The following is a 26402-nucleotide window of genomic DNA, read 5'->3' as shown; positions in this document are numbered from 1 at the left end:
CGAAAGGGCTGAAAAGTTTGCTTTCTCGTTACTTGGAACTTCGTTAACCTTTTGGAACCGCCGTATGCGGACCCGCATGTACGGTGGTGTGAGAGGACGGGGGTTTGCCGCCCCCTTCTACTCGATTGTTTCGCTTGCTGCGCGTTTCCTTATTCGGTTGGTGCCGCGCCTTGCCTTCCCGCGTAATGCGGCTCGCCCGGATTCAGGTCAATGACGACGCGGTGCGGGGCGGCCAGCGCGTATTGGTGCTCGCAACGCCAGCGCATGTCCTCGGTGAACCCGATCGTTTCCCCGTCGCTGATGATATCTCCCTGGTTAAACAGGTAATAGCCGATGTTCATCAAAATCCCGGCGACTTCATCGGGATTCAGGTCGTAAAAATGGCACTGCACGTCCGGTATGCCGAGCGCCGCCAGCCTGACGGTATCCATCAAAGCTTCATGCCGCCCGCTTCCCGAACCTTCCACGTTGTAAAAACGGACGTTCATCGCACCGTACAAGCTTTCCCCTTCTTCAATGGAAGCCAGATACGCGCGGGGTTCGACCAGCTTATCGCTTGCCCGGAAATAGACCGCGTCGCATGGAGCGGTTTCGAGCACGGCCCGCAGCGCTCCGGTAAACAGCTCAAGCCGGGATTTCGGCTCCAAGCCGGACGCCATCATGTCGACGAGCAGCAGCGAGTGCTTGCATTCCTGCACCGTTGGTTCCGCTTCCTGCCAATGCCAGGCCTGCTGGATCGCTGCGGCGTAATCGGCAGACGGACGGCTTTCGATCTCCATCAGGCTCGTTTGGGCGGGCATTTCTCCTTCCGCATAGGGAACCATGTAGTTCAAATGGAAAAAGTGAAGGTGTTCCTTCTCGGCTGTTTCATTGGCCTCCCATACGGCCAGCCCCGCCTGTTTTTCCGATTCCGGGCGGTCCAATTTCCCGGTATGCCGTTCCATGTTGGCATAAAGCAGGTCCCGATCGAGCTTCGGCTGCTCCTTATACATGAGTTCAACCGAATACACCCTCGCAAACCCGAAGTCTTGCTCTTGTTGAAGCATTTCTTTCGTGTCCAGTGTTCTCTCCTCCATTCCTGCGTTAAACGTCAGCTTGAATACAACGAACAATAGGTACGGTCGAAACGGCCTGCCTGCAAATCCTCCTTGCGGATGAAAAATTGCAGGGCGCCGGCATCCCACCAGCAAAAGCCGACGTCGTCGTCCGAATCGATTTCGAGAAGCAGCAATGTATCCCGGATTTCCTGCTTCGCCTTTTCTTCGTTTCCGCCCAAATGGGCAGCGATCCGCCTCAAGGCATGATCGGTGTTGTAATCGTAATGCTCGCCCGTCAGGATCCTTAAAGCCGCTTCGTATTCGGCGTCGCCATGCTGCCCGTCAGGGTAACCGAACAACAGGGCGACATCCCCGTTTTGGCTGTTCGTGACGGACCAGACGAACTCCTCGTAATCCTCGTAATCCGTCGTATCGTTTTCGACCTGCTCCGTATCGGCATAAGCAAAATTGGGAGGTTCCAGCGTGGCTCTCGGTTCAAGCCGGTATGCGCGAAAAGCGCCTTCGAGCGCGGTCGTCCCGGGCGCAGGGCGGCGCGAAGCGGAAGCAAGCTCCTCCTCCGGCACATGGATGACGCGGTGCTCGATATTGTAAGCCGGCTCGTCCACGCCGACGAAAAAATAAAGCATGCCGCGGTCCGGAAGCAGCAAAGACTCATTCGCGGCCGCCAATTCCTGCAAATTCAGCTGCACCAAAAAGGTCATCGGCACGCCTTCCGATGTGGCCGGCCAATCGATCCGTGCAGGCAGGTCGGGATCTCCGCCGATGCGGGAGCCGCCAAGCCGGCCATCGTTCGCCTCGCCGGCCTTGGTGCATCGGATGCCCTGGCGCGTATGCTCCAACAAATAAGATAAGGCATGCTCGAATCGGTGTTCCCGGATCAGCCCTTCCAATTGCATGCGATTCCGATCATTCAAATGCATCATCTCCCCCCCAATCTCTGACGTCTAAGCTTCGCCCATGAAACCTGAATATCCGGTATATCCAATTCCGTGTTAGCTGACATCAGGCGACAAGCAATAAGCTTATCATACTATGTATCCTTAAGACGGTTCCATAGTACCATGTGCCCATAGCGAAACGATGTTCGGCCATGAAACGCATAAACCGCCTCCCGTGACGGGAAGCGGTTGTTCTTGTTCACCCAAGCATGCCCACCAGCAAAATGCCGCAAAAAACGACGATCGACGTGGCAATCCGTTTTAGTCCTTGCTGCTCCTTCAAAATCAGGATGCCGAGGAAGGTCGCGAAGACGGTGCCGATCTCCCGCAGCGGACTGATATGCGCCATCGGCGCCTGCTGCATCGCAAATAGGAAAAGCAGGTACGAGCCGGGGTTCAGAATAGCGCCGAGCAAAATCGTGGAACGGTTCTTGCGCCATTCCTGCCGGAGCTGGCGGGAGGCCAGGACGAGCGGCGTGAGCCCCAGGACGAAGCCGATATTGGTCGCTTCGGACAAAGCCAGCGGGGACAGGTTCTCCAGGTTCAATTTATCCACGAACACGTAGCTGGTCGTACACAAGCCGACGCACAGCGCGAGGGCAAAAGGTTTTAAGCCGTGCGGCCGGGCTTCGGCGCGTTTGCCGCCGAGTCCGCTGAGCAGGAAAAAGCCGCCGAGCATGCAGACGATACCGATCCAACCGTACACCGAAAGCGATTCATGGAGAAAAAGGACGCCGATGATCGGAATCAGCAGCGTGCTTGTGCCCCGCATAATCGGATAGATTTGGGACAAATCGCCAAGCTCGTAGGTTTTGGATAACAGCCAGGAATACAGGGCTTGCAGTGCAACGGATAGCAGCAGCAGGCCGTAACCGCCCCAAGTCAGCGGATTCCGCCACAGCTCGGCGACCAAAACCGGGAGCAAAATGACGGAGGGGATCATCATGATCGACCAAAGGAAAACGCCTTTGTTCAGGCTCCGTTTCGTAAACATGCTCCACACGGCATGGGCCATGCCGGAAGCGAGAACGAGCAAAATCGAAAATACCATGGATGATAAGACCCCTTATGCTTTAATTTGTTCCTGATCCGGATGGTGGACCGGCTGCTCGGCGACGACCGATCCGTCGTCGAGGCGGAGCCACGTGGCAAAATCCGATTCTCCGGCCGTCAGGCGGATCACGCGCGCGCCGCGCGGGAAACCTTCCCTGCCGTAGGTGTTGTATCCGCTCGCCCGTCCGTAACAAAGGCGAATGCCATGCAGCGTGCCGTAATAATCGTTGACGTGGTCATGGCCGCAAAACGTTCCGATGACGTCGCCCATTTCAAGAAAAGCCGTAAACAATCCCGAATTGACGGGAGCGCAGCAGACCGGCTCGTATTTATGCCCGTAACACGTCTGCGTGTCCCACACTTCCTGGTATTCCGGAACCGGGATGTGGAAGAAGGCGAGCGCGGGCACTTTGCCTGCCTTTGCCTCAGGATTCAGCCGCCGGGATTCCTGTACCAGCCAGTTGATCTGATCCCGTCTCACCCAATTGTAGTAAGGAACGTGCGGCAGGGGGGAAACATCGCCGGAATCGAGGAAATAAAGGTTAGCCGCCGGTTTTCCGTGCGCATCCAGCAGTTCGACGGTATAGTTGCCTTCGCCCGCAATCTCTTTCGGACCGGCCTCCGCGACGGAATGCTTATGCTGCATGGCAAGCCGAATCAGCTCTTCCCGGGTAATGCGTTGTTCGGTGTCATGATTGCCGAAAACGACGGCCCACGGGATGCCCCGCTCTTCCACGGCGCTGACGGCTTCCCGGAAAGCCTGCTCCGGGTTTTCGCATTCGGTATATCCGGGAGAAACGGGGCCGGTATAGATGACATCGCCGGTAAAGACGACGAGATCCGGCTTTTCAGCGTCCAACGTCAGCTCCATGAGGGCACGGGTGCGGTGATCTTCGGGTTCCCCGTTTTTCCAATGAAGATCCGTGAATTGAACGATCGTAAAGGTTCCGTCCGGCCGGAAGGATAATTGGCGGCTCATCGATTTATTTCCTCCTTGTAAAAAATACACATTGTATTGTTGTTGTTTTATACGTAAATCTGTTGTTTTTGTGTTGATTGTATGCCTCGCGTAAAATGTTGTCAATTCTTTTTTTCATTGTACGGCATTTTCCATAAAAATAGGGGTGTTCGTGGTTCGAAAAACCGTGGAACTTTTCCCCGCTCTTGCAGACCAAGGTTCTTTTGTCGTTTGACAACGTTCGAGCGGACCGAATAAACTGAAGAAAACAACATCAAAACACATAAAAGCAATTGGGATTGCTCTGGTAAGGAGGAACGGATATGTCCCTAACCTATGAGGAGCGGCGCGAAACCATTCTTGCCGAGCTTGGCGCAAAAGGCAAAGTTCAGGTGCATGCGCTTGCCGGCATATTCAACGTTTCCACCGAAACGATCCGGCGCGACCTGGACCGGCTGGAGAAGGAAGGACGGCTGCGGAAAGTGTACGGGGGAGCGGTTCAAACCCGTTCGGAACGGATCGAGCCGACGTATCTTAAAAGATCCCAGATGCACAGCAGCGAAAAACGCGCGATCGGAAAGCTTGCGGCTTCTTTGGTGGGAGAAGGGGAGACCGTCCTGCTCGACAACGGAACGACGACGATCGAAATCATGCGGGAGCTGAAGGACCGGGCCGACGTCACCGTCATTACGAGCTCGGTCACGATATTGACCTGTGCGCTGGACGGGTTCCAAGGGAAAGTCATTTTTGCCGGCGGCGAGGTGAATATGGGCTGCCAAGCGTCGACGGGGGCCATTGCCCACCAGCTGCTGGATCAATTTAAAGTGAATAAAGCCTTCATATCGGCCGGCGGCATTTCGCTGGCGGACGGCATCACCGAATACAACTTGGAAGAAGCGTTGTTGTCGCGCAAAATGATGCAGCGGACCGAAGAGGCCATTTTGGTGGCGGATCATTCCAAATTCGGGGTGACGACCTTTGCGCAAATTGCCCCGATCGAGCAATTTTCGATGATCGTTACGGACCCCGGCTGCTCCCGGGAATGGATCGATGCGCTGAACAAGCTCGATATCGAAGTGTTGATCAGCGGCAACGGCAGCTAGGGAAACGGATTTTCAGGAAATGATTGTATTTCATCCACGATTATGTTAGGATAAAGGCAATTCAAACGGACGGAGGGATACGTGTGTTGATTTTTTTTCCGGTTTCACTTTAAGCGAATAAGTATCTGCTTGAAGTCTGTGCTTTTTGGCGCAGTCATCGGAAAAGGATCAACATGCGAAAGGCCGGGTCTTGGACGACCGGCTCTATTTAGACGGGCAAGGATGGGTTATAACGAATATCCTGTTTATTATGGGTATAAGGAATGAGGAACCGAGCGTTTAACGTCCTCTATACCGAGCGTGCTTCTTGCGCATGAACAGGCGATGTTGTTTATGCCTTTGGAAGTGCCCGGATCCCGTGTTTCATTCCGTTTTCCGATGACTGCAAACCGACACAGGCGAAAGCCTGTGTTTTTTATTTCGTTCAAATACGGAAACGGAGGAATATGAAATGACGGAACGATTGATACAGACGCGCGGCGTCGACATTTGCACGGAAAGCTTCGGAAACCCGAAAGACCCTGCCGTGCTGTTGATTATGGGAGCTACCGTATCGATGATTTGGTGGGAGGATGCGTTTTGCCGAAACATCGCAGATCAAGGGAGGTTCGTCATCCGCTACGACAACCGGGACACGGGCCGCTCGGTGACCTATGAGCCGGGAAATCCCGGGTATACGTTCGAGGATCTGGCAGACGATGCGATGGGAGTCCTGGATGCGTACGGCATCGAAAAAGCCCACATCGTCGGCATGTCGATGGGCGGCCTGCTGACGCAAATCATTGCGCTGCGGCATCGGGAGCGGGTGCTTAGCGTGACGCTGCTGGCGACATCCAATTTCGCGCCGGGGCTGCCTCCGATGGAAGAGAAGGTGGAGCGGTTTTTCGCCGAGCAAGGAAACGTCGATTGGTCCGACGCGCAAGCGGCCGCCGCTTTTTCCCTGGCAAGATGGAGGATGCTCAGCGGTCCCGGCCGAGTGCTCGACGAACAAAAAATAGCGTTTTTATCGGAATTGGAAGTGAATCGCGCCGTCAACCCGGCAAGCATGTCGAACCATGCATTTGTGACCGGCGGGGAAACGTACCTGCAAAGAACGCAGGAAATCGATGCGCCTGCGCTCGTCATCCATGGCACGGACGATCCGATCATTCCGTATGCCCACGGGGTGCATTTATCCGAAACGATCCCGAATGCGAAGCTGCTGACGCTTACCGGTGCCGGGCATGAGCTTCACCCCGACGATTGGGACGCCATGATTCAGGCGATCGTTCACCATACGTCCGGTTAACGGACCATCTGCAGACGGCCTTACCTTAGACGAACCCTCTCGGAATGAAAATCCCCTTGCGAGCGAACAATGTAGCAGGGGGATTTTTGCGTGATGAATTTGACAAGACCGGCCAATCATAGGATAATTGATTAGTCAACTGTTGCTATATCAACTAATGAGGTGATTCGGTGGGTTCCCACGTGTTCGACAACATCGGGGTTTTGATTCATACCGTGGATTTGGAAATCTCCCAATATTTAAAAAAACAGCTGGCACCTTACCGGCTGGCGCCGGAACAGTATCTGGTCCTTGCGCTTCTTCGGGAGGAGGAAGGGCTGTCCCAGAACCAAATCGCCGAACAGCTTGGGAAGGACAAATCCGGGATCGCCCGGATGATTGCCAGTCTTGAAAACAAAGGATTTATTCGCAGGAGCGGCGGTTCCCAGGACCGGAGATCGGTTGAAGTCTACCTGACGGACCAAGGCAGGGAGCTTGGCCAAACGCTCGAATCCATCCATATCGCGGCGCGGGAGATATTAAGCAAAGGGTTGACGGAAGAGGAAACCTCGGAGCTCAGGCGGCTGCTCGGAATTGTGCGCAACAACGTGCGGCGGGTATAGCGGCCCGGGCTTGTGAAGCATACTAACGACACACAAATTGGAGGAATGAAGCATGAAAGTGATCGCGCTCGTAGGCAGCATCCGCAAGGACTCGTACAACCGTAAGCTTGCAGAGTATGTAAAAAACACATTCAAGGAACAAATGGACGTTGAAATTTTGAACCTCCGCGACATTCCTTTTTATGACCAGGATATCGAAAACGATCCGCCTGCTCCCGTTCAAGAACTGAGACAAAAAGTGGCCGCTGCCGACGCGGTTCTGTGGGTAACCCCGGAATACAACTACTCCATCCCGGGCGTGCTGAAAAACGTCATCGACTGGCTTTCCCGCGGCGACCGCGCTCTGAACGGCAAACCATCCTTCATCATGGGCGCTTCGATGGGGCTGCTCGGCACGGTTCGGGCGCAGCAGCATTTGCGCGATATTTTGTTTTCGCCGGGCGTCAACTCGCCTTTGCTCCCGGGCAACGAAGTGTATGTGGGCGTCGTGCACGAGAAAATGGACGATAACGGAAACCTCAAAGACGAAGCGACCGTTATTTTCATCGAATCCGTCATCAACAATTTCGTGAAATGGTTCGACCGGCAGGCTACGGCCGCAGCTTCGAAATAATCGTTTTGCGATTCAAAAAAATAAGGAAAGAGACCCTCTGCGGCAAAACCGCCGGGGGTCTTTTTGACGTTTCCGCAAATTTTGGGGCATAAAAGCGGCGCTTGCAAATATGGTATTAAAGGTTATGCAGAAAAAGACATCAGTCCCGGGAAGTATTTTTATGTCGAAATTGAGGATTTTTTAGAAGGATTTTCAAAATAAATCGCGAATTAGGAGAGGTGCATTTTTAACTAAGGATTTCGGCAAATCCTGAAACACGCCTCCGGCGCACAACGGACCAACGGCTTCTTTCTAAGGGGATATAACTAAAACGAAGTAAGGACAGGGCCGCGGGAGGCCGAACATGAATCCCTGCATACGCACGCGCTACAGCGGAAGCGCGGACGGATTCATTCCGCCGGAGCCTTGGTTCTGAGCGGATTACTCCCGTATGAACAAGAGTTAAGAATGCACCGTATTCACGGCCGCTTCCAGCGATGGAGGCGGTTTTTTCTGTTCTGCGGCATCTGCTTGGCGGTTTGAAAAACTGGCTCCCTTTCGAATCATGTAGTATATTGAAATCAAATCGGGAAACCGGAGGGAAACAGCATGGCATTTGCGAACAGTTTCAGGGAAGGCTCCGCGCAAAGTTCGTATGGCAGGATACGGCGGCGGTTATTTGCAGCGGAGCGGCATCGGTTCCAAACCGCCCATTCTTTGCATTAGGCCGAATAGCCGGATGTCATAGGGACTTTGCTGCTTTATATCGAATTTGGATATAAAAGGAGCAGAGGAAACATGAAATATATCAATGCCGAATCGGTTTTTCCCCGACGGCTGCTGGAAGAACTGCAGCAATATGTCCAAGGCGGCTGGGTGTACGTCCCGACCTTGAAACATTCGCGTACCGCGTGGGGAGAACGGAGCGGAAACAAGGAAGCCTTGCGGAGGAGGAACGCCGAAATGAAGTCCCGGTTCTCCGGAGGGGAATCCATTGAACGGCTGTCATCCGAATACGGATTGGCCTACGACACGGTGAAAAAAATCGTATATTCCAAAATGTAACGTCACGGCCCGCCGACTCGTCCGCGGGTCTTTTTGTGCCGAAAACGATTTGCAGCGTTCTCGGTCTATTTTTTTTCGTCCTTCGCCCGTAAAATGGGCTTCATAAAGGAGGGGCCGCGATGAACGTGACCGTGGAGTTATGCGCTCCGGAAAACAAAGGGATCATTTATAATCTATATCCGCTATATTTGCATGATTTGGCCGAAATCCGGCAGGAGCCGCCGAATGCGTTCGGCGTTTTCGAAGATACCGATGAGTACAAGACGCTGCAGTCGCAGCAGCCGCTTTTTGATATTTGGTGGCAAAAGGAGCTTTTGTCGAAACGGACGAGATTTTGCCTCATTACGGGAGCGTTAAGACCTTCCGTTTTCGCAGCAAAGGAAAATAAATAAAAAAAATTAGATCTTTTTGCCCATTTGGGAAAAATTGCCCTTCATATATGCCCACCAAAATGACGATATAACAATCATCACAGTGCTGGTTGCTCAGACGACGCAATTTTGTGTAGAGACGATAGAGAACAGAAAAGCGCGCCCTGAAAGACGGCAATGAAACTTCAAACATTAGGTGGGGTTGTGTACATGAAAAGAAGAAGCAGTCTCGTGTTCAAATCGATCATTGTCCTGTCGGTACTATTTTTTCTTATGGAAAGCATTCTTTCGACATTAAACAATTTTCGACTCCGCGACGAGCAAATGACCGGCCTGAACAATATTCAGTGGACGTTGAAAAACGTGATCGCCGAGGAAATTCCGTACATCGAAAAAGCCAAAACGCTTCTCGGTTCCGACGAGTTGATGAAGGACGAGCATATCCTGCTGATGCAGAAGCAACTGGACAGCATGAAAAACAACGAAAAAGTGTCAAACAGCTACATTTATATGCCGGACGTGGAAGCAACGGGGGACATCGGCAAAATGACGCTCATTCTGGGCAACAGCGAAATGTATCAAAAGGGACTCCGGCCCGGTAGCGTCTATGAAGCCAAAGGGGAATTCAAAGAGGCCCTGGATGAAATGAACAAAAAGGGATTTGCGATTTCGGACGTGTATACCGACGAGTTGGGCGAATGGGTCAGCATCATCAGCGAAATCAAAGATGCCAGCGGGAAGAGAGTGGCCGTCTTCGGCGTCGACTTCGATTACGACGTGATTGCGAAAATGCAGCGCGACCGGACGATCCAAACGACGGTGATCGGTACGGCGCTTGCGGCCTTGTTCATCGTGATCGTGATCTTTATGGTAAGGGCGATTTTGCGCCCGATCTCCCAGCTGTCCAAGCTCAGCATTCAGGCGGCGGAAGGCGACCTAACCGTCGTGGCCAAAGTTAAGAGCAGAGACGAAGTCGGCGTGCTGGCGGCCAATTTCAATACGATGATCGGCAATATCCGCCATTTGATCGAAAACGTGCAGCAGACGTCCGAAAAGGTCACCCAGTCGTCCAAAGCGCTGTCCGCAAGCGCCGAACAGACCTCCAAAGCGACGGAGGAAATCACCCGCGCGATTCAAGAGGTTGCCCAAGGCTCCGAAACGCAAATGCAATCCGCGCTCGAAAGCCAGATTGCGATGGAAGAAATGGCGGTCGGCATTCAGCGCATTGCGGAATACTCCTCGCGCCTGTCCGAACATGCCCAGGAGGTCGCGCAAAACGCCGAGGCAGGCAACCACGTCGTGCGGCAGTCGGTAGACGAGATGCAAAGCATTAAAACGTCCGTGGCGGACACGATGACCATTCTGAAGGAATTGGAACAGCGCTCCCTTGAAATCGAAGAGATCGTCTCCATCATTTCGAACATTGCCGGCCAGACGAATCTGCTTGCGCTGAACGCCTCGATCGAGGCAGCCAGAGTCGGCGAACACGGCAAGGGCTTTGCGGTCGTCGCCCAGGAAGTCCGGAAGCTCGCCGAGCTGTCGGGTTCGTCTTCCGAGCAGATTTCCGGCATGCTGAGCGAGATTAGCGCGTATATCAGCCGGGCTTCCGCGGCCATGAATACGAGCATCGGTCAGGTCGAGCAGGGCTCGCAGTCGGTGCAAAAAGCAGGAGAGGCGTTTGGCGAGATCGTCGTTTCCCTGCAGAACGTCACCGAGCAGGTGCATGAGGTGTCCGCTTCCGCCCAGGAAATGTCCGCGGGCAGCGAGCAGGTGGCTGCATCGCTTGAAGAGCTGGCCCGGATCGGGAAAAACGCCTCGGGTTATTCGCAAAGCGTGGCCGCTTCCTCCGAGGAGCAGATGGCCTCGATGCAGGAAATCGCAGGTTCGGCCGCGATGCTGCAGGGCATGGCGGACGATCTGGAAAAAGAGGTTCGCGTATTTAAATTGAAATAACGAAGGGAAAAGGGCCCTCTTTCGGGAGGGTCCTTTTTCACGGGTGCAGTGGATGCGTTGACTGGTTGCGGTCGGTGCGTTTCACCTGTTTCCGCCAAAAGACGGTAAAAGCAGGAGATCGGCCGGTGATTGGCGTATCATTTTGGGAGAGATAGATTTGAGTTTGCCCGGGCCCGACAAAAGGTCCGAATCATCGAATCGAAAGCGGGGAACCAAAGTGAGCCAACAAGCCTGCAACATGGAAAAAGAAATCACAAAGAAGGTCACCTTGAACTATTTGCTGCATGTACCGCAAGAGTATGATCCGAACGCGGACCGAAAGTGGCCCGTCATCCTGTTTCTTCATGGCGCCGGAGAACGCGGCAGCGACATCGAGCAGGTCAAAGTCCACGGCATCGCTCGCATTGCGGAACAGGATCCGTCCTTTCCGTTTATCGCCATCTCCCCCCAATGCCCGGAAAGCTCCGATTGGGCGCGGCAAAAGGATGCCGTGATTGCGGCGCTGGACGAAGTGATGGCTGCTTACAACACGGATGCCTCCCGCGTATATTTAACGGGGTTAAGCATGGGCGGTTACGGCACTTGGCTGCTGGCCGCGGATCTTCCGGACCGGTTTGCGGCGGCCGCTCCGATTTGCGGCGGCGGCAGCTGGATGGATGCGTTCCGGCTGACGGACATGCCGATTTGGGCTTTCCACGGGGCGAAAGACGACGTGGTGCCGTTATCGGAATCGGAGAAAATGGTCCAGGCGGTTCAAAATGCCGGCGGCAGCCCGAAACTGACCGTGTATCCGGAAGCCAACCATGATTCGTGGACGGAAACTTACGACAATCCCGAACTTTATGAATGGTTTTTGAAGCATTCGCGGTAATATAAGGACCGAGCCCTGATTCATGCCCTCCCGGCACGTTTGGGCTCGTTCGAAGATTCCCAAGCCGTCCGTGATGCGCTTGGAATTTCGTAGCAAGAAAGGCCGCGGCACTTTTGAAGTTGCATTTCCGTATGAGAACCCTGCCGTCCGCAAGGCGTGCAAAGGGTTCTCTTTTTTTATGGGAGCGGCATGCCGAGGCTTACGGTTTTATGGCGGAATCGGATATGATAGAGTAGATGCACATCTATTAATACTCCGCTAGGAGACGATAGTCCAAATGGATACGAATCATATGATCAACGATATGGAATGGCAGAAGCTCATTGCGGACGTCGGCGAGCAGTTCAGCGACGTTACGATCAAACGGGGCTTTCAATATTATAAGCAGGGGTTTGTCCGCGAGACCCGTCCCGAAGGGGCCGGGGGAATCGAGGCCGTCGTCGGGGGCAGCGAACCTTTGGAGGTTGTTGTCCAAACGGAGGCTTTATCCGCCAGCCGCTGTTCTTGTCCGGAGGGGAGCGGGTGCAAGCATATCATCGCCGTGCTTCTGGATTACGCCAGCCGGCAAGGGCGTTCCGTCCATGCGATCGTCAATGCCCATGCTACGCTGAGGCTGCAGAAGGCTTACGTGGCGCTGCCGGAAGAGGGCGAAGCTCCGGCGCGGACGGGAACGCGCGGAGGCGGCGCGTCGCTCAAGGAAAAGGCGCTGCGAATTCCCGAAATCAGCATCGCCGAGTGGCATGTTTTGTTCAAACAATGCATTACGCCGCTGGAATTCGGGAGCCCGAATGCCGGGTACGCCCGAAACGCGATAGCCGCCATCGAGTCGATGAAACCGCCGCTTTCGCCCGGGATGGAGCAGCTGTACGATCTTCATGCGCATTTGTTTATGCTCATCAAACTGGTGAAGCCCGCACATTCATTGCTGCCGGCCGCCGGCCACTTGGGATACCACGTGCAGGTGGCTGCGGATGATTTGCTGAAGGCGATGCGGGAGATTTTTGAATGGGGCATCCCGCTTGCGACGGAACCGGAGCTGTGGCCGCGGGTGACGAAAACGCTGACGTATTTGCGCAGACAGATGCTGACGGAAGCCAAAAGCCATCAATATTTATTCGAGGCGTACGACCGGCTGTGGCTGAAGTGGCTTCGTCCGCATCTCGGGGACGACCGGATGTACCGGGAAGAGCTCGAAATGCTGAAAATCGCCGAAGAGGATTTGGGAGACGGTTTGTCCCGTCTTTCCTGGATGCTGGCGCACAGCCGGGTGTATTTTCTTATGGGCGAAGACCGGCAAGCATGGACGTGGCTGCATGACGCAAGCAAAGCTTTTATCGTCCCGCACGGTTTTTTATTTTCGTTTTTGGGAGAAATCGCCGAAGCAGGGGAATGGACGCGGCTGTCGGATTGGCTTGTTGTGATCGGACCGCTGCTTAGCGGCCACCGGAAAGAGCAGGCTTCCGATTATATGCGCTATTGGGGCATGGCCGTTCGGCATGCTCCGGAGTCGGAGGAACGAATGTGGCAGACGCTGGCCGGAATGCTTCCCCAATCCAAAGAGATGTATGAGGAGGCGCTGCTGGATTACGGCAAGTGGCAGCCGTGGATGGATATGCAGCTGAGCGCGGGAACCGAACCGCTGGAGCTCCGCGTCAGCGTCCTGCAGCCGCTGGAGAAGGAGGCGCCCGAACTGCTGCTTCCTTTTTACCATCAGGCGGTCGAACGTTATATTTTGCTGAAAAACCGGTCGGGATACAAAGACGCGGTCAAGCTGCTCAAGCGTCTCGGCAAGCTGTACAAAAAAATGAAGCGGGAAGAGCGGTGGGAACAGTTCCTGGATGCCTTCGTCGACCGTCATGGGCGGCTGCGGGCCTTGCAGGAGGAGCTTCGGAAAGGAAACCTGATATCATGAGTTCTTATTTGACGTACGCGGAAACCATCACGGTACATCTTCGCTTGAGCGCGCACGGGGATGCGCTGATTTTCGGGACGAACCCGGCCCGCCGGTACGTGCCCGGGCTGCAATTGAAACAGCGTTTGTTTGCCTGGCATGAAGCGTCTTTCTATGGCACGGATTTAGAACTCCAGAGCGTGAAGGACGCGGAGCTGGTGGTTTTGCCCGCCGAGCAGGTCATCCCTTTTTTCGGGGAATTGAAGCTGCTGGAGCATGTCGCATGGGAATGGGATGAGCAAGCGGAGCTTTTGCTCCGGCTTGCACCGCCGCTCTATAAGCTTTTGCGGGAGCGGCGCTTCCACCCGAGCCTGGCCGCGGCTTTGGCGGGAAGGCTCGGATGGACGTGGGACGAGGCTTATTTGAGCGCCTCGGCCCGCCAGGACATCGGCCGCAGCAGCAGGGAATTTGCCGAGGGACTGCGGGCTGCGTTTTCGGCCGCGGCGTTTCAGCAGCATTTCGGGACGGAGACCGCCGCCGCCGATTTGCGGCGGGAGTATCCGATGCTGTTTGCGCGGAGCGGCGCGATGGAGGGGCTCGACGAGGAAACGTGGCTCGTTTCCATCGGGTGGAAGGCCGATACGTCGCCGTTTCGGCCGCTGCTGCAATTGCTGGAGCCCGATGAGCAGCATCCCGCATGGCGCCTTCGGCTGGTGCTGCAGGACAAGCAGGACCTGTCCATGCTTGTTCCGGTTCGCCTTCGTACCGACGGCGGCATAACCGGCGAATGGCCGGCGGCATGGGCGGGCCATGTCCGGGACCGTGCCGCAGGTTGGGCGCAGAACTTGCGGGCCGTTCTGCCCGGATTGGCGCAAGGCGCGCAGGGCGATCTGTTCGCGAGCCCGCTGAACGATGCGGCGGCCTGGCGGTTTTTGACGGTCGACAGCCGCCGCCTCCTCGAAGCCGGATGGCAGGTGCTGCTGCCCGCCTGGTGGGAGGCCGCCGGCCGCCGCAAACCGAAGCTCCGCGCCAAAGTCCGTTCGGGCGAAGGAGAAGAGGCTGCCCAAGGAGGCAGCTCGTTGTTTGGCCTGGGTTCGATCATTCAATTCGACTGGCGGATCGCGATCGGCGAAACCCAGCTGACGGAAGGCGAGTTCCAGGAGCTGGTCGAACGCAACGAACGGCTCGTCCGGTTCCGGGGAGAATGGATCATGCTGGATCCTGTCTTGGTCAAGCAGATCGGCCAAATGATGCAGGGGATCGATCGCAGGCAAGGCATGTCTTTGCAGGACGTGCTTCAGCTGCATCTGCAAAGAAGGGACGAGAATCGGAAGACCGACGGGGAGACAGGCGAACCGGAAGAGGAAGCTTTGTCCCGCGTGGAGCTGGAGGTCGAGCTGAACGACCATCTCGAGCGGCTGTTCGGCCAGCTCGGGCAGCAGTCCGGATGGCCGAAGCCCCCTATTCCCGAGGGACTGAAAGCCGAGCTGCGTTCCTATCAGTACGACGGGTATTCCTGGCTCGCGTTTTTGCGGAAATTCGGTCTGGGCGCTTGCCTTGCGGATGACATGGGTCTCGGAAAAACGGTGCAGTTCATTACGTATTTGCTCCATTTGCAGGAGACCTCCGCGGATCCGGACGGCAGAAATCCGTCGCTGCTGATCTGCCCGACGTCGGTCTTGGGGAATTGGCAAAAGGAAATCGGCCGGTTTGCCCCTTCCTTGAAGGTGATGCTGCATTATGGAAGCCGGCGTGCCGACGAGCGGGGCTTTCGCGAGGCCGTCCGGCAGGCGGACGTCGTTCTGACCTCTTATGCGACGGCGACGCTCGATCAGGAGCTGCTCCAGGAAATGACGTGGGAGTCGCTTTGCCTCGACGAGGCCCAGAACATCAAAAACGCCCAGACCAAACAATCCGCAGCCGTCCGCAGTTTTCCTGCCCGGCATCGGATCGCGCTGACGGGCACGCCGATCGAAAACCGCCTATCCGAGCTTTGGTCGCTTTACGATTTCATCAATCCGGGATATTTGGGCAGCCTGAAGGCTTTTAACGTCCGGTTCATCCAGCCGATCGAAAAGGAGCGGGACGAGCAGCGGACGGCCCAATTGCAGAAGCTGGTCAAGCCGTTTATGCTGCGGCGCAAAAAGAAGGACCCGGCCATCCAGCTTGCCCTGCCCGACAAAAACGAAATGAAAACCTATATTCATTTGACCGCCGAGCAGGGGGCCCTGTACGACCAGACCGTCAACGACCTGATGAACCGGGTGCAGAAGCTTGAAGGCATGGCCCGGAAAGGAGCGATTCTTTCGGCGCTTACCCAACTGAAACAGATATGCGATCATCCGGTGCTGCTGACGGGGGAATCCTGGGAAAATGCCGACGAGGACGGCGGCGATATCGATACGCCAACATTGATCGGCCGTTCGGCGAAACTCGAACGGCTGCTGGAAATGGTGAAGGAACTGCGCGAAGACGGGGAACGCTGCCTGATCTTCACCCAATATATCGGCATGGGCGAGATGCTGCAGCGCGTTCTGGGCCAAGAGTTGCAGGAGCCGGTGCTGTATTTGCACGGCGGCACCTCGAAAACCGCCCGCGACCGGATGATCGAGCAATTCCAGTCCCGCACGCTGCCGTCCGAAGCGCAGCCGAACGTGTTCATATTGTCCATCAAGGCGGGCGGGGTCGGTCTGAACCTGACCGCAGCCAACCATGTGTTTCACTTCGACCGCTGGTGGAATCCCGCCGTGGAGAATCAGGCCACCGACCGAGCCTACCGGATGGGGCAAACGAAAGACGTGCAGGTGCACAAGTTTATCTCCATCGGGACGCTCGAGGAACGCATCGACGAAATGCTCGAAAGCAAGCAGCAGCTTAGCGACAACGTCATCTCCAGCACGGAAAGCTGGATCACCGAGCTGTCGACCGAAGCGCTTAAGGAGCTGTTTACGCTGCGCAGCGATTGGAGCGGTTGATGGATTGGAAAAAACACCCCCATAGTCAGGGCCTGGCAGTTTTACGACTGCAGAGGCCCCGACATGGGGGTGTTGTTATGTGGGACGTATTTCTTAATCGATCAGATTGGTCTTAATCAACAGCTGATGCAGTGCGGCGGCAACGGTTTCGCGCGTCGTGGCGGCCTTCGGATTGAAGTTGCCTGCTTCGCCGCTAACGATTCCTGCAGCGGTAAGCGACTTCACGGCATCTTTGGCATAAGGGGCTACTTTTGCATCATCTCCATACGCGTTAAAGGATGGGTTCGATGCTTTCGCTTCCACGCCGGTCAGCTTCAAGGCTCTGTCCAAGATGACGGCCATTTCTTGGCGGGTAACGTTGGCGCCCGGAGCAAACTTGTTATTGCCGATCCCTTGAATCAATCCTGCTTGATAAGCTGCAGCAACATCGCTTGCATACCAGTCGGATGATTTGACGTCCGAGAACCCGGAAGCGGCATTGGAGCGAAGACCGAGCGAGCGTACGAGCAGGGCCGTAAACTCGGCGCGGGTCAGATTGCTTTTCGGCGCAAAAATGCCTTCGGATTTGCCATCAATGATCAATTTATTCGCAAGCGCGGTAATATCGGATGCCGCAAACGAAGCCGCGATATCGTTGAATTTCACTGTACGGCTTAATGCCGCATAGGTCGAAAATCCGGGGCGGCTGACGGTAACGATCGTCGAGCCGTCTTTTTGGGCTTTGAAGACGGACGCTACCGGAGTAATCTTTCCGTCTTCCTCGAACAATACGCCGGCCGTGTTCGGTTCTATGCTGCCCGGAACGGTAAACGCCCTTTTAATAAATGTTTGGTCGGACACTTGCACCGGAACGCGAACGGTTCCCGCCACCCAGAAAGCATCAAATGAAACAGGAGAGCCGATCACTTTGGCACCCGGGATCGTTGCTTCGAATTTGGACTTTTGATCATCCGATGGTTTGATGGACAAATCGAATCCGGAGCCTGCTGGAGCTTTGTCCAGTACGGATACCGGGATCGAGACGGCCGATCCGGATGCATTCACGACAACGGTGCTGTCGGATGAAAGAGCGCTTAGTTGCTTCACTTGGTCCGCGGTAAAAGCAATCACGGCATTGGAGCCGGACACGTTAAAGATAATGGCGGACGCGCTGTTCGCTGCCGACGCAATGGCGGATTTCAGGTCGTTGTCGCTTACCGTAGCCGTTGTCACGCCGTTTTCCGATTTAGTTACAGGAGTCACGTTGACTTGTTTTTGACCTTGTTCAACGACGGCATTCACCGAACCGCTGACGGTCGGCTGAGATGTCGAAGGTGCAGAAGGTGCAGCTGGCGAGCTTGACGATCCGCCGCCGGATCCGCCGCCGCCATTATTGTTCTCGACGGAGCTATCCACGCGGAAGGACGTGACGCCGGAATAAATGACATTCGAACCGTCAGGTCTCGTGGCGACTCCGCCGGAAGCGGTCAATTTTGCTGCGACGACGTTGATTTTATAGATCCCGTCTTTCAGGTACGACGTAACGGGCTCATTGTTTTTGTCGAGCACGGGGTAGCCGTTTGCATCGTAAGGATGGTAGGCGTTCGTAATATTTTTTAACGTGTAGGTTTGCGGTTTGAAAAACGCATTGGCATCATCGGTGGATTGAATATCCAAGAATCCGATGGTTTCGTCATCCAGATCGACGATGTCGATTTCGTAATAGTTCGTGTCCGCAGCGGTCAAACGGAAAGACAAATCTGTTGAAGCTTGCGACGGGCGGTTCGGATAAATGATCGAGTTCGTCACATTCAGCTCTTGAACCCCGAAGGTATTCGCAGGTTGCTCGGAGCCGACATAAACCACGAACGGTAAATGCAGCTGGGGTTGCCCCGGACTGGAAAGCACAATCCGTCCTTCATAATACTGGTTTGGCGCCGTAGACGAACCGACGTTCAAGGTTAGCTGGAACGGCGTAGTGCTGTTCGCGGCAGCACTTACTTCGTTCCGGTCAAGGGTAGCCGTGATGCCGGCATTCGGGTCATTCAGCTCTACGGAAGCTGCATAAGTCAATGCCTGACCGCCCGTGTTTTTCAGCTGCAGGCTTTTCACCTGATCCGGCGAACCCGGAGCGACGACGCCAAAGCTTGCCGAAGAGTTGTAGTTGATGACGTTTTTCGGATTATAGTTTTTGTCGAGAATCGTGATCGGCTCTACCGCTTGAAGCAGGGCATTCGTATGAATCGCGTTGATGACGTTCACCCGTCCCGCGCCTTGCTGATATACGTCATAATCAGGCAGGATATCGGCGGTGTTCGCCAATGCGGCGCGAATATCGAACGGATTCCAGGACGGATGGGCTTCTTTGATCAACAAGGCCAAACCTGCTACATGCGGCGTCGCCATGCTTGTGCCGCTGATACGGTTATAGGCTTTGTCGTAGGAAACATCCGGTTTTCCTTTGCCGTAAGCCGGCCAGGTGGACAGGATATTCACCCCGGGTGCCGTAATATCCGGTTTGATGCTCAGTTTGTTGTCCGCGTTCGGACCCCAGGAGGTGAAGTCGGCTAGCTCGTCGCCCGGAATGGTTTCGACCGGGAAGTCCGGATCGAACTCAAATTGAAGCTTGAAGCCCGGATTTTCTTGCAAAGCTCTTGCCAGGGCACGGCCTTCGGATCCTTTCATGTCGAACGCCGGGATAAAGTCAAAGCTGTCCCCGACGGATACGTCGGCAAAGCCATCCCGTCCCGGTATGCTTTCGCTCAAGTCGGCGGCAGTGCCTTTGTTAATGCCGTTAAATATAACGATGGCTTTAGCGCCGTGTTTTTTGGCGTTCGTGATTTTATCAACGAAGGCGAGACTCCCTCTTGAAGCTAGGACGATTTTGTTCGTGACATCGAGTCCGACATAATCGTTTTCATCGCCGAGACCAACGTAGACGACATCCTGGGCGCCCGGGCCGATAATGTCCGCGAAATTTTCGTGCGCGGTTTCCCAGCCCATCATCTGAAGGTCGCCGTAGGTTGAATAGGTGACGCTGGTTACGCTTGTTGCGGAATCGGCAAGGCTTGGCGTCGCTTTTCCTTCGTAATGCTTGCTTTCGCTCGTGACGGCGCCAACGGCGATGCCAAGCTGCGAAGTGGCGGGCGAGCCCATCGTGAAGTAGCCCGGGCCGGCGTTGCCGTTGGCAATGACCGCAACGACGCCGGACAGAACGGCATTGTTGATGGCGATGGCGTCCGGCGAGTTGACGTCTTTCTCGGAATCGGAACCGAGCGACAGGTTAATGACGTCCATGCCGTCTTTTACGGCGCGTTCAATGCCGTCGATGACCTGAGCGGAGCTGCCTGAAGATTTGCTTGGATCGTCGAGGTTTCGTCCGAGCACCTTGTAGGCGTACAGTTCTGCACCGTATGCGACCCCTTTTTGGGCGACGTCGCTTGTTTTGTTCGCGTATTGCCCGATAATGGTTCCGGCCACGTGCGTTCCGTGATAGGTGCCCGCATAACCGGTATGGTACTGAACGTCCTCGTCGACGGTAAGCGGGACTTCCTCGTACGGGTCGTCATCCTGATAGAAGGAGTCGTAGCCGCCTTTGTACACCGGCGCAATATCAGGGTGGGTATAGTCCACGCCGGTATCGATCACGCCGATTTTCAGCCCTTTCCCGGTATAACCTTCCGCCCACGCTTCCGTGGCGCCGATTTGTTTCAGCGGGTTGATGTCGTAGCGGACGTCGCTATTGGCCGACGATTCTTCAATCGGAATCGGATACCAGATGCTGTTTTCCTGAATGGATTTTACGCCGGGAATTTTCGCCAGTTCGGGAATTTCGTTGGCCGGCACGCTGACCTCGAATCCGTTCAGGACCGTATCGTATTGATAATTGATTTCCATGTCGATGCCTTGATCGGAGACTTCGTCCAAAAATTGGTCCTGCTGGCTCTGTACGGCCGCTTCGGATGCGGATTTTGCGAGAGAACTGATGCCTTGTCTGGTCGCATATTTGCCGACGGCAGCCGGTTGACCGTTAAGCTGCACGATAACCCGGACTTTTTTGGAAGAATGGGTATTGATTTGCGGCGAGACGTAGGCAGGTTGCGACGATTCAAGGACGGATTGCAGCTCTTGATTCGAAATCTTGAAGCTTGAAGAGGATGAGGCAAGGGAGACCCCGGGAACGGCGCCAACGGTCATTCCGAGAGCCAGAGTGATGATGGGAAGCTTTCGGGAAAATAAGCCTTTCTTCAAACAAATCCCTCCATGGATATAAAATCAAGCATGCTATTCTCTCGCTACTTAAGGGGGGGTTGTCCAAATCTATTAAATGTTCCTCCTTTCTGTCAATGCAAAAATAAAACCCCCTTGAAATAGTCGGAAAAATATTAAGAATATTCTACCACCGGTTTAATAGAATATCTATACAAAATTTAGATATTTTTTCCTATGATTTTACATTGGTTTTACACAACATGATCTTGTTGCTGCAGACTCCGAATTGACGCTCAATCTTGGCTTAAGATCGTGGGGGATGGTGAGGAGGATCGTAGGTTTTATGCGTTTTGTCGCAAAAAAAGGCCCGGGTCTGTTGACCAGGGCCAAAGCGGTTTTCAGCATGCCTCCGCATGCTCTCAGGCTGTCGAGAAACCCCCTGTTTTTTTGCAGGGGGTTTAAAATTGCCTCGCCGGTCACTGAAGTAGGGTTCTCAGAGCGCTCTAAATCGATTTTTATTTTAAAAGATATGATTCCCCATATAAAAAATAGAGTGTCGAAAAGTCCGTTGGACTTTCTCGACACTCTGAGCGTGCCTCCGCATGCTCTTTCATTTTGCCGTTCGTGCGCTTTCTTTTTTTCGCCAGATTGACGCCCGTCACTCCGGCGACGATCATGGCCGCTCCTACCCAGTGGTACCAGCCGAGCTGCTCGTTCAGCAGCAGCACCCCGCCGGCGATGGTGACGACGGTCGACAAGCCCGCAAACACGCTGACGGTGGAGGCTTCGAGAACCGACAGCGCGTAGTTGGACAGAAAGGACGTGACAAGGAAGGACAACACGCCCAAATAAACCATGTCGACGATAAACCCGGTTTCCTTTAGCGGCACGAAATAGGACGAGACCGTTCCTTCGGCGCCATGTTTGATCAGGGCGATCGCGTTAAACACGACAAAACCGAAAAGGATCATCATGTAGGTCAGGTCTTTCGGGCGCATCGTCCGCGTCAGTTTGCGCGCCAGCGTCGTATATCCGGCCTGGGACAACGCCGACAACAGGATGAGCGTGACGCCGAGCAGGCTGGCGGAAGAAGAGCCGACGCCGGGCACCGCAAAAACGAGAATGACGCCGGCTACCGACAGCAGCGTGCAGAGCCGCTCAACCGATCCGGTGCGTTCCTTGAGGAAAATCGCGGCCAGGATCATCGTGAAAATCGGAACCGTCGCCTGCACGATGCCGGCCACCGCCGACGAAGCATGCTGCAGCCCGAAAGCCTGCAGGGCGAAAAACAGCGACGGATTAAGCAGCGCCAGCGGAACGACGGTAAGGAACGTTTTTTTCATCGCCTTCAATCGGGCCCAGCCGGGAAAAGCCAACAAGGAGGCGGCAACGAACGAAATCGTGAAGCGATGGGCCAGCCCGTCGAGCGGATCGGCAAAACCAAGCGAATGTTTGACGAAAATGGGCGAAAAACCGACGATGACGGCGTTGATGATCACCGCCAAAACGGCTTTTTGTTGTTGAGTCATGTTCATGTAAGCAACCCCCTTGAGTATAACGCGCGGCGGGAGGAATTTCCGCAAGGAAAGCGGGCGTCTGATTCCTCCGGACGTGATGAATTGTCTATCGGCGTTTTTTATTCTAAGCGTTCGGCCCCTGTGCTACAATACAATTCATTCGGATCTGTACCGGTACAGATCGGCGGCGCAAGGCAAAACATGTCGCGGATAACCGGCCGCTTTCTTCGCATTCCATTTTGGAGTTCTGATTGCATCGCCCTAACCGTATATTTATCAGGGAATGGCCGGCCGGCTGTCTCCCGCTAGGATGACGTTCAAAAGTTAAAGCGATTTAATTTTGCGGTGGATAGGGAAAGGAGATGCGCATGGGTACGTTTTCGTGGAAAAGGTGTCAAAAGGTTTTATCACTGCTGTTAGCCGTGTTCGTGCTGGCATTGCCGATACAGGGAACATCGCATGCCGACGGCAAAGCGGCTCCGGTTCCGCTGGCGGAATGGAAATTCGCCTCCAATCCGACGGATTTGGGCGTGTTCCCGGCAACGGGCGGGGTGCACCAACAAGCCTCGAATCTTCAGCCTGTTCCTCCAAGGCTATATTACGATTGGGACAATGATCTCAAAGCCATCCGTTATCAGGGCTGGCATCCGGAAGCAGGGAAGGAAAAATATTGGCTAGCTTCCCTGTCGACCAAAGGTTATCACAATATTGCGCTTTCTTCCGCGCAGCAAGGGAGAGGGACGACCGGACCGCGCGATTTCAGGGTGCAGTTCAGCACGGACCGGGAAAACTGGACGAATATAACGGGGAGCGGAACGAATGTGCCCGATCTGGTCCTGAGTCCGGATACGCCTTCCGCATTGAACGAGATCCCGCTGCCGCCGGCGGCTTATGATCAGGCGCAGCTGTATATCCGTTGGCTCGTCGTCACGGATGCCAGCACGAGCGGCTCGACTATCGGGGACCGGGGTTCGAGCCAGTTGATCTCGATTACGGTGACAGGAGAACCGAAAGAAACGACTCCCGGTTCCGACCAGGAAGCCCCCAGCGTTCCGGGAAGCTTGGCGGCCGGCGAAGTGACGTCCGGCAGCGTGAAACTGACCTGGTCCGCATCGACGGACAACGTCGCCGTCACGGGATACAATGTTTATCGGGACGGCACCAAAGCAGGCAGCACGAACGGCGTATCTTATACCGATTCCGGGCTTGAGGCAAACACGGGATACAAGTACACCGTGACGGCCTTCGATGCGGCAGGGAACGAATCGGGCCCGAGCGCTGCGGTAAACGTGAAAACGTTGGGCGCAACTCCTCCGCAGGAGCAGGCCGTGCTGGCCGAGTGGATTTTTTCGAATTCCGGGACCGGAGGCGTGTTCCCGGCAACGGGCGGCGTAAATCAGGGCTCCTCGAGCTTCCGCAACGTCGGCGGTTATTTCGAGGATTACGACGCCGGCCAGCATTCGATCAGCTATCAGGGGTGGGATAACGGCAGCGGCAAAAAATACTGGCTCGCCGCCCTTTCCACCAAAGGGTACGAGCAAATCGCGGTGTCCTCGCAGCAAACCTCGTCGGGGACGGGGCCGCGCGATTTTAAGGTGCAGATCAGCAGCGACAGCCAGAACTGGACGGATGTGCCCGGCACGGCGCTGAAAATGTCGCTGTCCAGCTTCAACTGCGCCAATGACGCTTGCAAGCTGAAGGAGGCCGCCCTGCCGGCAGCGGCCAATGACCGGGACCTGCTGTATATCCGCTGGGTCGTCAGCTCGAATACGAACACCAAGGGCAGCCAAGGCATCGGCAGCACGGGCTCCAGCCTGATCAAGGACATTCGCGTGACGGGAAAAACGCAAGGAAACGGACCGGGAGAAACGCCGACGACCGTTCTGAGCCAATCGCCGAAACCGGGCGAAAGCAGCGTGCTCCCATCCGCTCCGGTATCGGTCACGTTCAACAAGGCGGTTTCCTTGAACGCGGGTTCTGGCGTCAGCATCACGGACAAAAACAATAACCCGCTCGGGTCCGTAACCGTGGAAGTCGTCAACGGCAACACGTTGAACATTAAACATCCGGCCTTTGCCTACGGTCAAACCTACACGGTCAAAGTGCCAAAGGAATTGGTAAGGGGCAGGGATGACCAGGTTCCGTTGTCCCAGGATCTGTCGTGGAGATTTACGATCCAAAATACGCAGGGCACGGCGGTCGTGCCGAAGCTGATCAACATGACTTTGAACGGGGACGCCAAAACCAGCCGTTCCTTTGCTTGGTATACCGATGTGACGACGCCGTCGGTCGTGCAGGTCGTCGAGGCTTCAAAGGCTGCGGGAGGCGGCTTCCCGGAACAGGAGGCGTTGACGTTCCAAGGGGCGACCGAGGAAGTTCAAACCTATGTCACCAAAGCGGACCGGACTTCGAACAAGAAGAAGAAATTTTACAGCCATAAAGCGACGGCGGCCGGGCTGGTGCCGGGGACGGCGTACAAATACCGCGTCGGCAGCGGCGCGGCGGACAGCTGGAGCGCGGTGGGCAGCTTTACGACGGACGCGGCGGGAGCCCAGCCGTTCCGCTTCATCGTCGGTTCCGATTCGCAGGCTTCCAGCAAAACGGATTTCGAGCCGTGGGCGGATACGTTCAAGAAAGCCGTGCAAACGATCGGCAACCCGAAATTCCTCATCAATGCGGGAGATTTGGTCGATAACGGCGACCTCGAAGAGCAGTGGCAGTGGATGCTGGGGGTTGCGCAGGACCAGCTGCTGAACGTGCCGATCGTTCCGGTGCTTGGCGGCCACGAGGTGCAGGATTACGACGGCGACGAGACGACGTCGAACTCGAATTTCTATCATCATTTCAATCTGCCGAAGCAGGTGGTCGCAAATACGCATGACGGCTCGGTGTACTCCTTTGAGTACGGCGACGCGCTGTTCCTGGTGTTCAACTCCCAATATGCCGGGGAGCTTGCGGGCAACGGCAAAGACATCAAGGAGCAGGATCCGCAGTTTGCCGATCAGGTCGAATGGATGAAATACGTCGTCGCCAAAAGCAACGCCAAATGGAAATTCGTCGCCTTCCACAAAGGGCCGTATTCTGCGGGCGACAATGCCGGGGAGTGGGAGGACGACCGGGTCCAGTTTTATAAAAGGGTGCTCGTTCCCGCCTTTGACGAAATGGGCATCGACATGGTGTTCGAAGCGCATGACCATATGTACATGAGATCGTACCAAATGCTTGATGACAAGGTGGTCCCGACCAGCCAAATCACGTACGATGCAGAGGGCAATGCCGTCAACCCGAAAGGTACGGTATACCTGATGTCCAACGCGCTCGGGGATAAGTTCTATACGAAATATCCGGGGTATAACGATTATTTCGCGGCGATCGACGCCCAGCCGAACAAAAAGATGTTCACCGACGTGTCCGTTTCCGGCGACGTGCTGAAAATGAAAGCTTACACCGCGGCCAAAAAAGACGAAAAGCCGGGCGACAACGGCGTGAAGCTGTACGATCAATACGGCATCAAGCGGACGGATACGAAGCCGGCCAAAGTCCAAAACGCGTCGGTCCAACAAAGCGGCGGCAAAGCCGTCCTTTCGTGGAAAGCGCCGTCTTCGGGCAGCGAGCCCGTTCGAGGTTTCCGCATTTACGAGAAAAACGGCAAAATCAAACCGTATTGGAACGCGTACGTGAAAGCCGAAGCGGGCAAAACCGACTACAGCTTTTCGGTCGGAAACATCAAGGCATCGGAAACCTACGAGTTCGTGATCCGCGCGGTCGGCAGCCGAATCAATTCCGATCCGGTCGAAGTGCGGTTGAATTAGGAGAAGAAGAGATCGGGCCAAATTATACGAACATGGCAAAAGGGGCTGTCCAGAAAGTCAGTGAAAACTGACTTCTGGTCCGCCCATTTTCGTTGAATGCAAAAAATAACACAAAAAAACCGTCTGATCTTGTAAAATGAAAGTTACCAGACAACCATTTTACA

The 26402-nt window shown here is 55.1% G+C and carries 17 protein-coding genes; 11 read left to right on the top strand and 6 right to left on the bottom strand.

What is annotated here, in order from left to right:
• Positions 1–149 precede the first annotated feature (149 nt).
• The 4 genes from KI367_RS24705 to KI367_RS24690 form a co-directional block, all read right to left on the bottom strand.
• Positions 150–1046, bottom strand: coding sequence for a DUF4261 domain-containing protein (locus KI367_RS24705; RefSeq protein WP_246537273.1), 897 nt, complete (start codon positions 1044–1046; stop codon positions 150–152).
• 44 nt (positions 1047–1090) lie between these two features.
• Entirely contained in the window at positions 1091–1978 is an 888-nt protein-coding gene (locus tag KI367_RS24700; protein WP_212952675.1) for a YwqG family protein, read from the bottom strand.
• A gap of 217 nt (positions 1979–2195) precedes the next feature.
• On the bottom strand, positions 2196–3047 hold the full coding sequence (locus KI367_RS24695; RefSeq protein WP_036715711.1) for a GRP family sugar transporter: 852 nt from the start codon (positions 3045–3047) through the stop codon (positions 2196–2198).
• A 15-nt stretch (positions 3048–3062) separates the two neighbouring features.
• Positions 3063–4028: a metallophosphoesterase family protein gene (locus tag KI367_RS24690; RefSeq protein ID WP_212952673.1), complete on the bottom strand. Its 966-nt coding sequence runs from the start codon at positions 4026–4028 to the stop codon at positions 3063–3065.
• Positions 4029–4330: 302 nt separating this feature from the next.
• Between KI367_RS24690 and KI367_RS24685 the strand changes: the two genes are divergently transcribed.
• The 10 genes from KI367_RS24685 to KI367_RS24640 all read left to right on the top strand — a co-directional run bounded on the left by KI367_RS24685 (position 4331) and on the right by KI367_RS24640 (position 16718).
• On the top strand, positions 4331–5110 hold the full coding sequence (locus KI367_RS24685) for a DeoR/GlpR family DNA-binding transcription regulator (RefSeq protein WP_036715709.1): 780 nt from the start codon (positions 4331–4333) through the stop codon (positions 5108–5110).
• 451 nt (positions 5111–5561) lie between these two features.
• Positions 5562–6398, top strand: coding sequence for an alpha/beta fold macrolide esterase (mle, locus tag KI367_RS24680; RefSeq protein WP_212952672.1), 837 nt, complete (start codon positions 5562–5564; stop codon positions 6396–6398).
• A gap of 170 nt (positions 6399–6568) precedes the next feature.
• On the top strand, positions 6569–7000 hold the full coding sequence (locus KI367_RS24675; protein ID WP_036715011.1) for a MarR family winged helix-turn-helix transcriptional regulator: 432 nt from the start codon (positions 6569–6571) through the stop codon (positions 6998–7000).
• A 52-nt stretch (positions 7001–7052) separates the two neighbouring features.
• Positions 7053–7613, top strand: coding sequence for an NADPH-dependent FMN reductase (locus KI367_RS24670; protein ID WP_212952670.1), 561 nt, complete (start codon positions 7053–7055; stop codon positions 7611–7613).
• A 777-nt stretch (positions 7614–8390) separates the two neighbouring features.
• Positions 8391–8657, top strand: coding sequence for a CD3324 family protein (locus KI367_RS24665; protein ID WP_212952668.1), 267 nt, complete (start codon positions 8391–8393; stop codon positions 8655–8657).
• 119 nt (positions 8658–8776) lie between these two features.
• Positions 8777–9049 (top strand): hypothetical protein, encoded by a 273-nt coding sequence (locus KI367_RS24660; protein WP_212952666.1) that lies wholly within the window; start codon positions 8777–8779, stop codon positions 9047–9049.
• Between the two features lie 189 nt (positions 9050–9238).
• Positions 9239–10981, top strand: coding sequence for a methyl-accepting chemotaxis protein (locus KI367_RS24655; protein WP_212952664.1), 1743 nt, complete (start codon positions 9239–9241; stop codon positions 10979–10981).
• Positions 10982–11198: 217 nt separating this feature from the next.
• Positions 11199–11852 carry a carboxylesterase family protein gene (locus KI367_RS24650; protein ID WP_212952662.1) on the top strand — a complete coding sequence of 218 codons (654 nt, stop codon included), beginning with the start codon at positions 11199–11201 and terminating at the stop codon, positions 11850–11852.
• A gap of 277 nt (positions 11853–12129) precedes the next feature.
• Complete coding sequence (locus tag KI367_RS24645) at positions 12130–13764, top strand: SWIM zinc finger family protein (protein WP_212952660.1); 1635 nt, start codon at positions 12130–12132, stop codon at positions 13762–13764.
• Positions 13761–16718 carry a DEAD/DEAH box helicase gene (locus KI367_RS24640; RefSeq protein ID WP_212952658.1) on the top strand — a complete coding sequence of 986 codons (2958 nt, stop codon included), beginning with the start codon at positions 13761–13763 and terminating at the stop codon, positions 16716–16718. The genes KI367_RS24645 and KI367_RS24640 overlap by 4 nt, the downstream gene beginning before the upstream one ends.
• Positions 16719–16811: 93 nt before the next feature.
• Here the strand turns inward: KI367_RS24640 and KI367_RS24635 are convergent, their stop codons facing one another.
• Both KI367_RS24635 and KI367_RS24630 read right to left on the bottom strand, forming a co-directional pair.
• Positions 16812–20948, bottom strand: coding sequence for a S8 family serine peptidase (locus tag KI367_RS24635; protein ID WP_246537271.1), 4137 nt, complete (start codon positions 20946–20948; stop codon positions 16812–16814).
• Positions 20949–21424: 476 nt separating this feature from the next.
• A complete protein-coding gene (locus KI367_RS24630) occupies positions 21425–22438 on the bottom strand; it encodes a DMT family transporter (RefSeq protein ID WP_373316291.1) in 1014 nt (337 codons plus the stop codon).
• Positions 22439–22794: 356 nt separating this feature from the next.
• Here KI367_RS24630 and KI367_RS27485 point away from each other — a divergent pair, with 356 nt between their 5' ends.
• Positions 22795–26238 (top strand): fibronectin type III domain-containing protein, encoded by a 3444-nt coding sequence (locus KI367_RS27485; protein WP_212952654.1) that lies wholly within the window; start codon positions 22795–22797, stop codon positions 26236–26238.
• The last annotated feature ends 164 nt before the right edge of the window (positions 26239–26402 follow it).

Source organism: Paenibacillus cookii, from assembly GCF_018333375.1.
Taxonomy (GTDB): Bacteria; Bacillota; Bacilli; order Paenibacillales; family Paenibacillaceae; genus Paenibacillus_AQ; species Paenibacillus_AQ cookii.
This window is presented reverse-complemented; position numbering and strand designations above follow the sequence as displayed.

What these genes read in the sequence shown, in the direction of transcription:
- KI367_RS24705 (WP_246537273.1), bottom strand. Translation starts at nt 1,046, where the DNA reads ATGCTTCAACAAGAGCAAGACTTCGGGTTTGCGAGGGTGTATTCGGTT.
- KI367_RS24700 (WP_212952675.1), bottom strand. Translation starts at nt 1,978, where the DNA reads ATGCATTTGAATGATCGGAATCGCATGCAATTGGAAGGGCTGATCCGG.
- KI367_RS24695 (WP_036715711.1), bottom strand. Translation starts at nt 3,047, where the DNA reads ATGGTATTTTCGATTTTGCTCGTTCTCGCTTCCGGCATGGCCCATGCC.
- KI367_RS24690 (WP_212952673.1), bottom strand. Translation starts at nt 4,028, where the DNA reads ATGAGCCGCCAATTATCCTTCCGGCCGGACGGAACCTTTACGATCGTT.
- KI367_RS24685 (WP_036715709.1), top strand. Translation starts at nt 4,331, where the DNA reads ATGTCCCTAACCTATGAGGAGCGGCGCGAAACCATTCTTGCCGAGCTT.
- mle (WP_212952672.1), top strand. Translation starts at nt 5,562, where the DNA reads ATGACGGAACGATTGATACAGACGCGCGGCGTCGACATTTGCACGGAA.
- KI367_RS24670 (WP_212952670.1), top strand. Translation starts at nt 7,053, where the DNA reads ATGAAAGTGATCGCGCTCGTAGGCAGCATCCGCAAGGACTCGTACAAC.
- KI367_RS24665 (WP_212952668.1), top strand. Translation starts at nt 8,391, where the DNA reads ATGAAATATATCAATGCCGAATCGGTTTTTCCCCGACGGCTGCTGGAA.
- KI367_RS24660 (WP_212952666.1), top strand. Translation starts at nt 8,777, where the DNA reads ATGAACGTGACCGTGGAGTTATGCGCTCCGGAAAACAAAGGGATCATT.
- KI367_RS24655 (WP_212952664.1), top strand. Translation starts at nt 9,239, where the DNA reads ATGAAAAGAAGAAGCAGTCTCGTGTTCAAATCGATCATTGTCCTGTCG.
- KI367_RS24645 (WP_212952660.1), top strand. Translation starts at nt 12,130, where the DNA reads ATGGATACGAATCATATGATCAACGATATGGAATGGCAGAAGCTCATT.
- KI367_RS24640 (WP_212952658.1), top strand. Translation starts at nt 13,761, where the DNA reads ATGAGTTCTTATTTGACGTACGCGGAAACCATCACGGTACATCTTCGC.
- KI367_RS24630 (WP_373316291.1), bottom strand. Translation starts at nt 22,438, where the DNA reads ATGACTCAACAACAAAAAGCCGTTTTGGCGGTGATCATCAACGCCGTC.
- KI367_RS27485 (WP_212952654.1), top strand. Translation starts at nt 22,795, where the DNA reads ATGGGTACGTTTTCGTGGAAAAGGTGTCAAAAGGTTTTATCACTGCTG.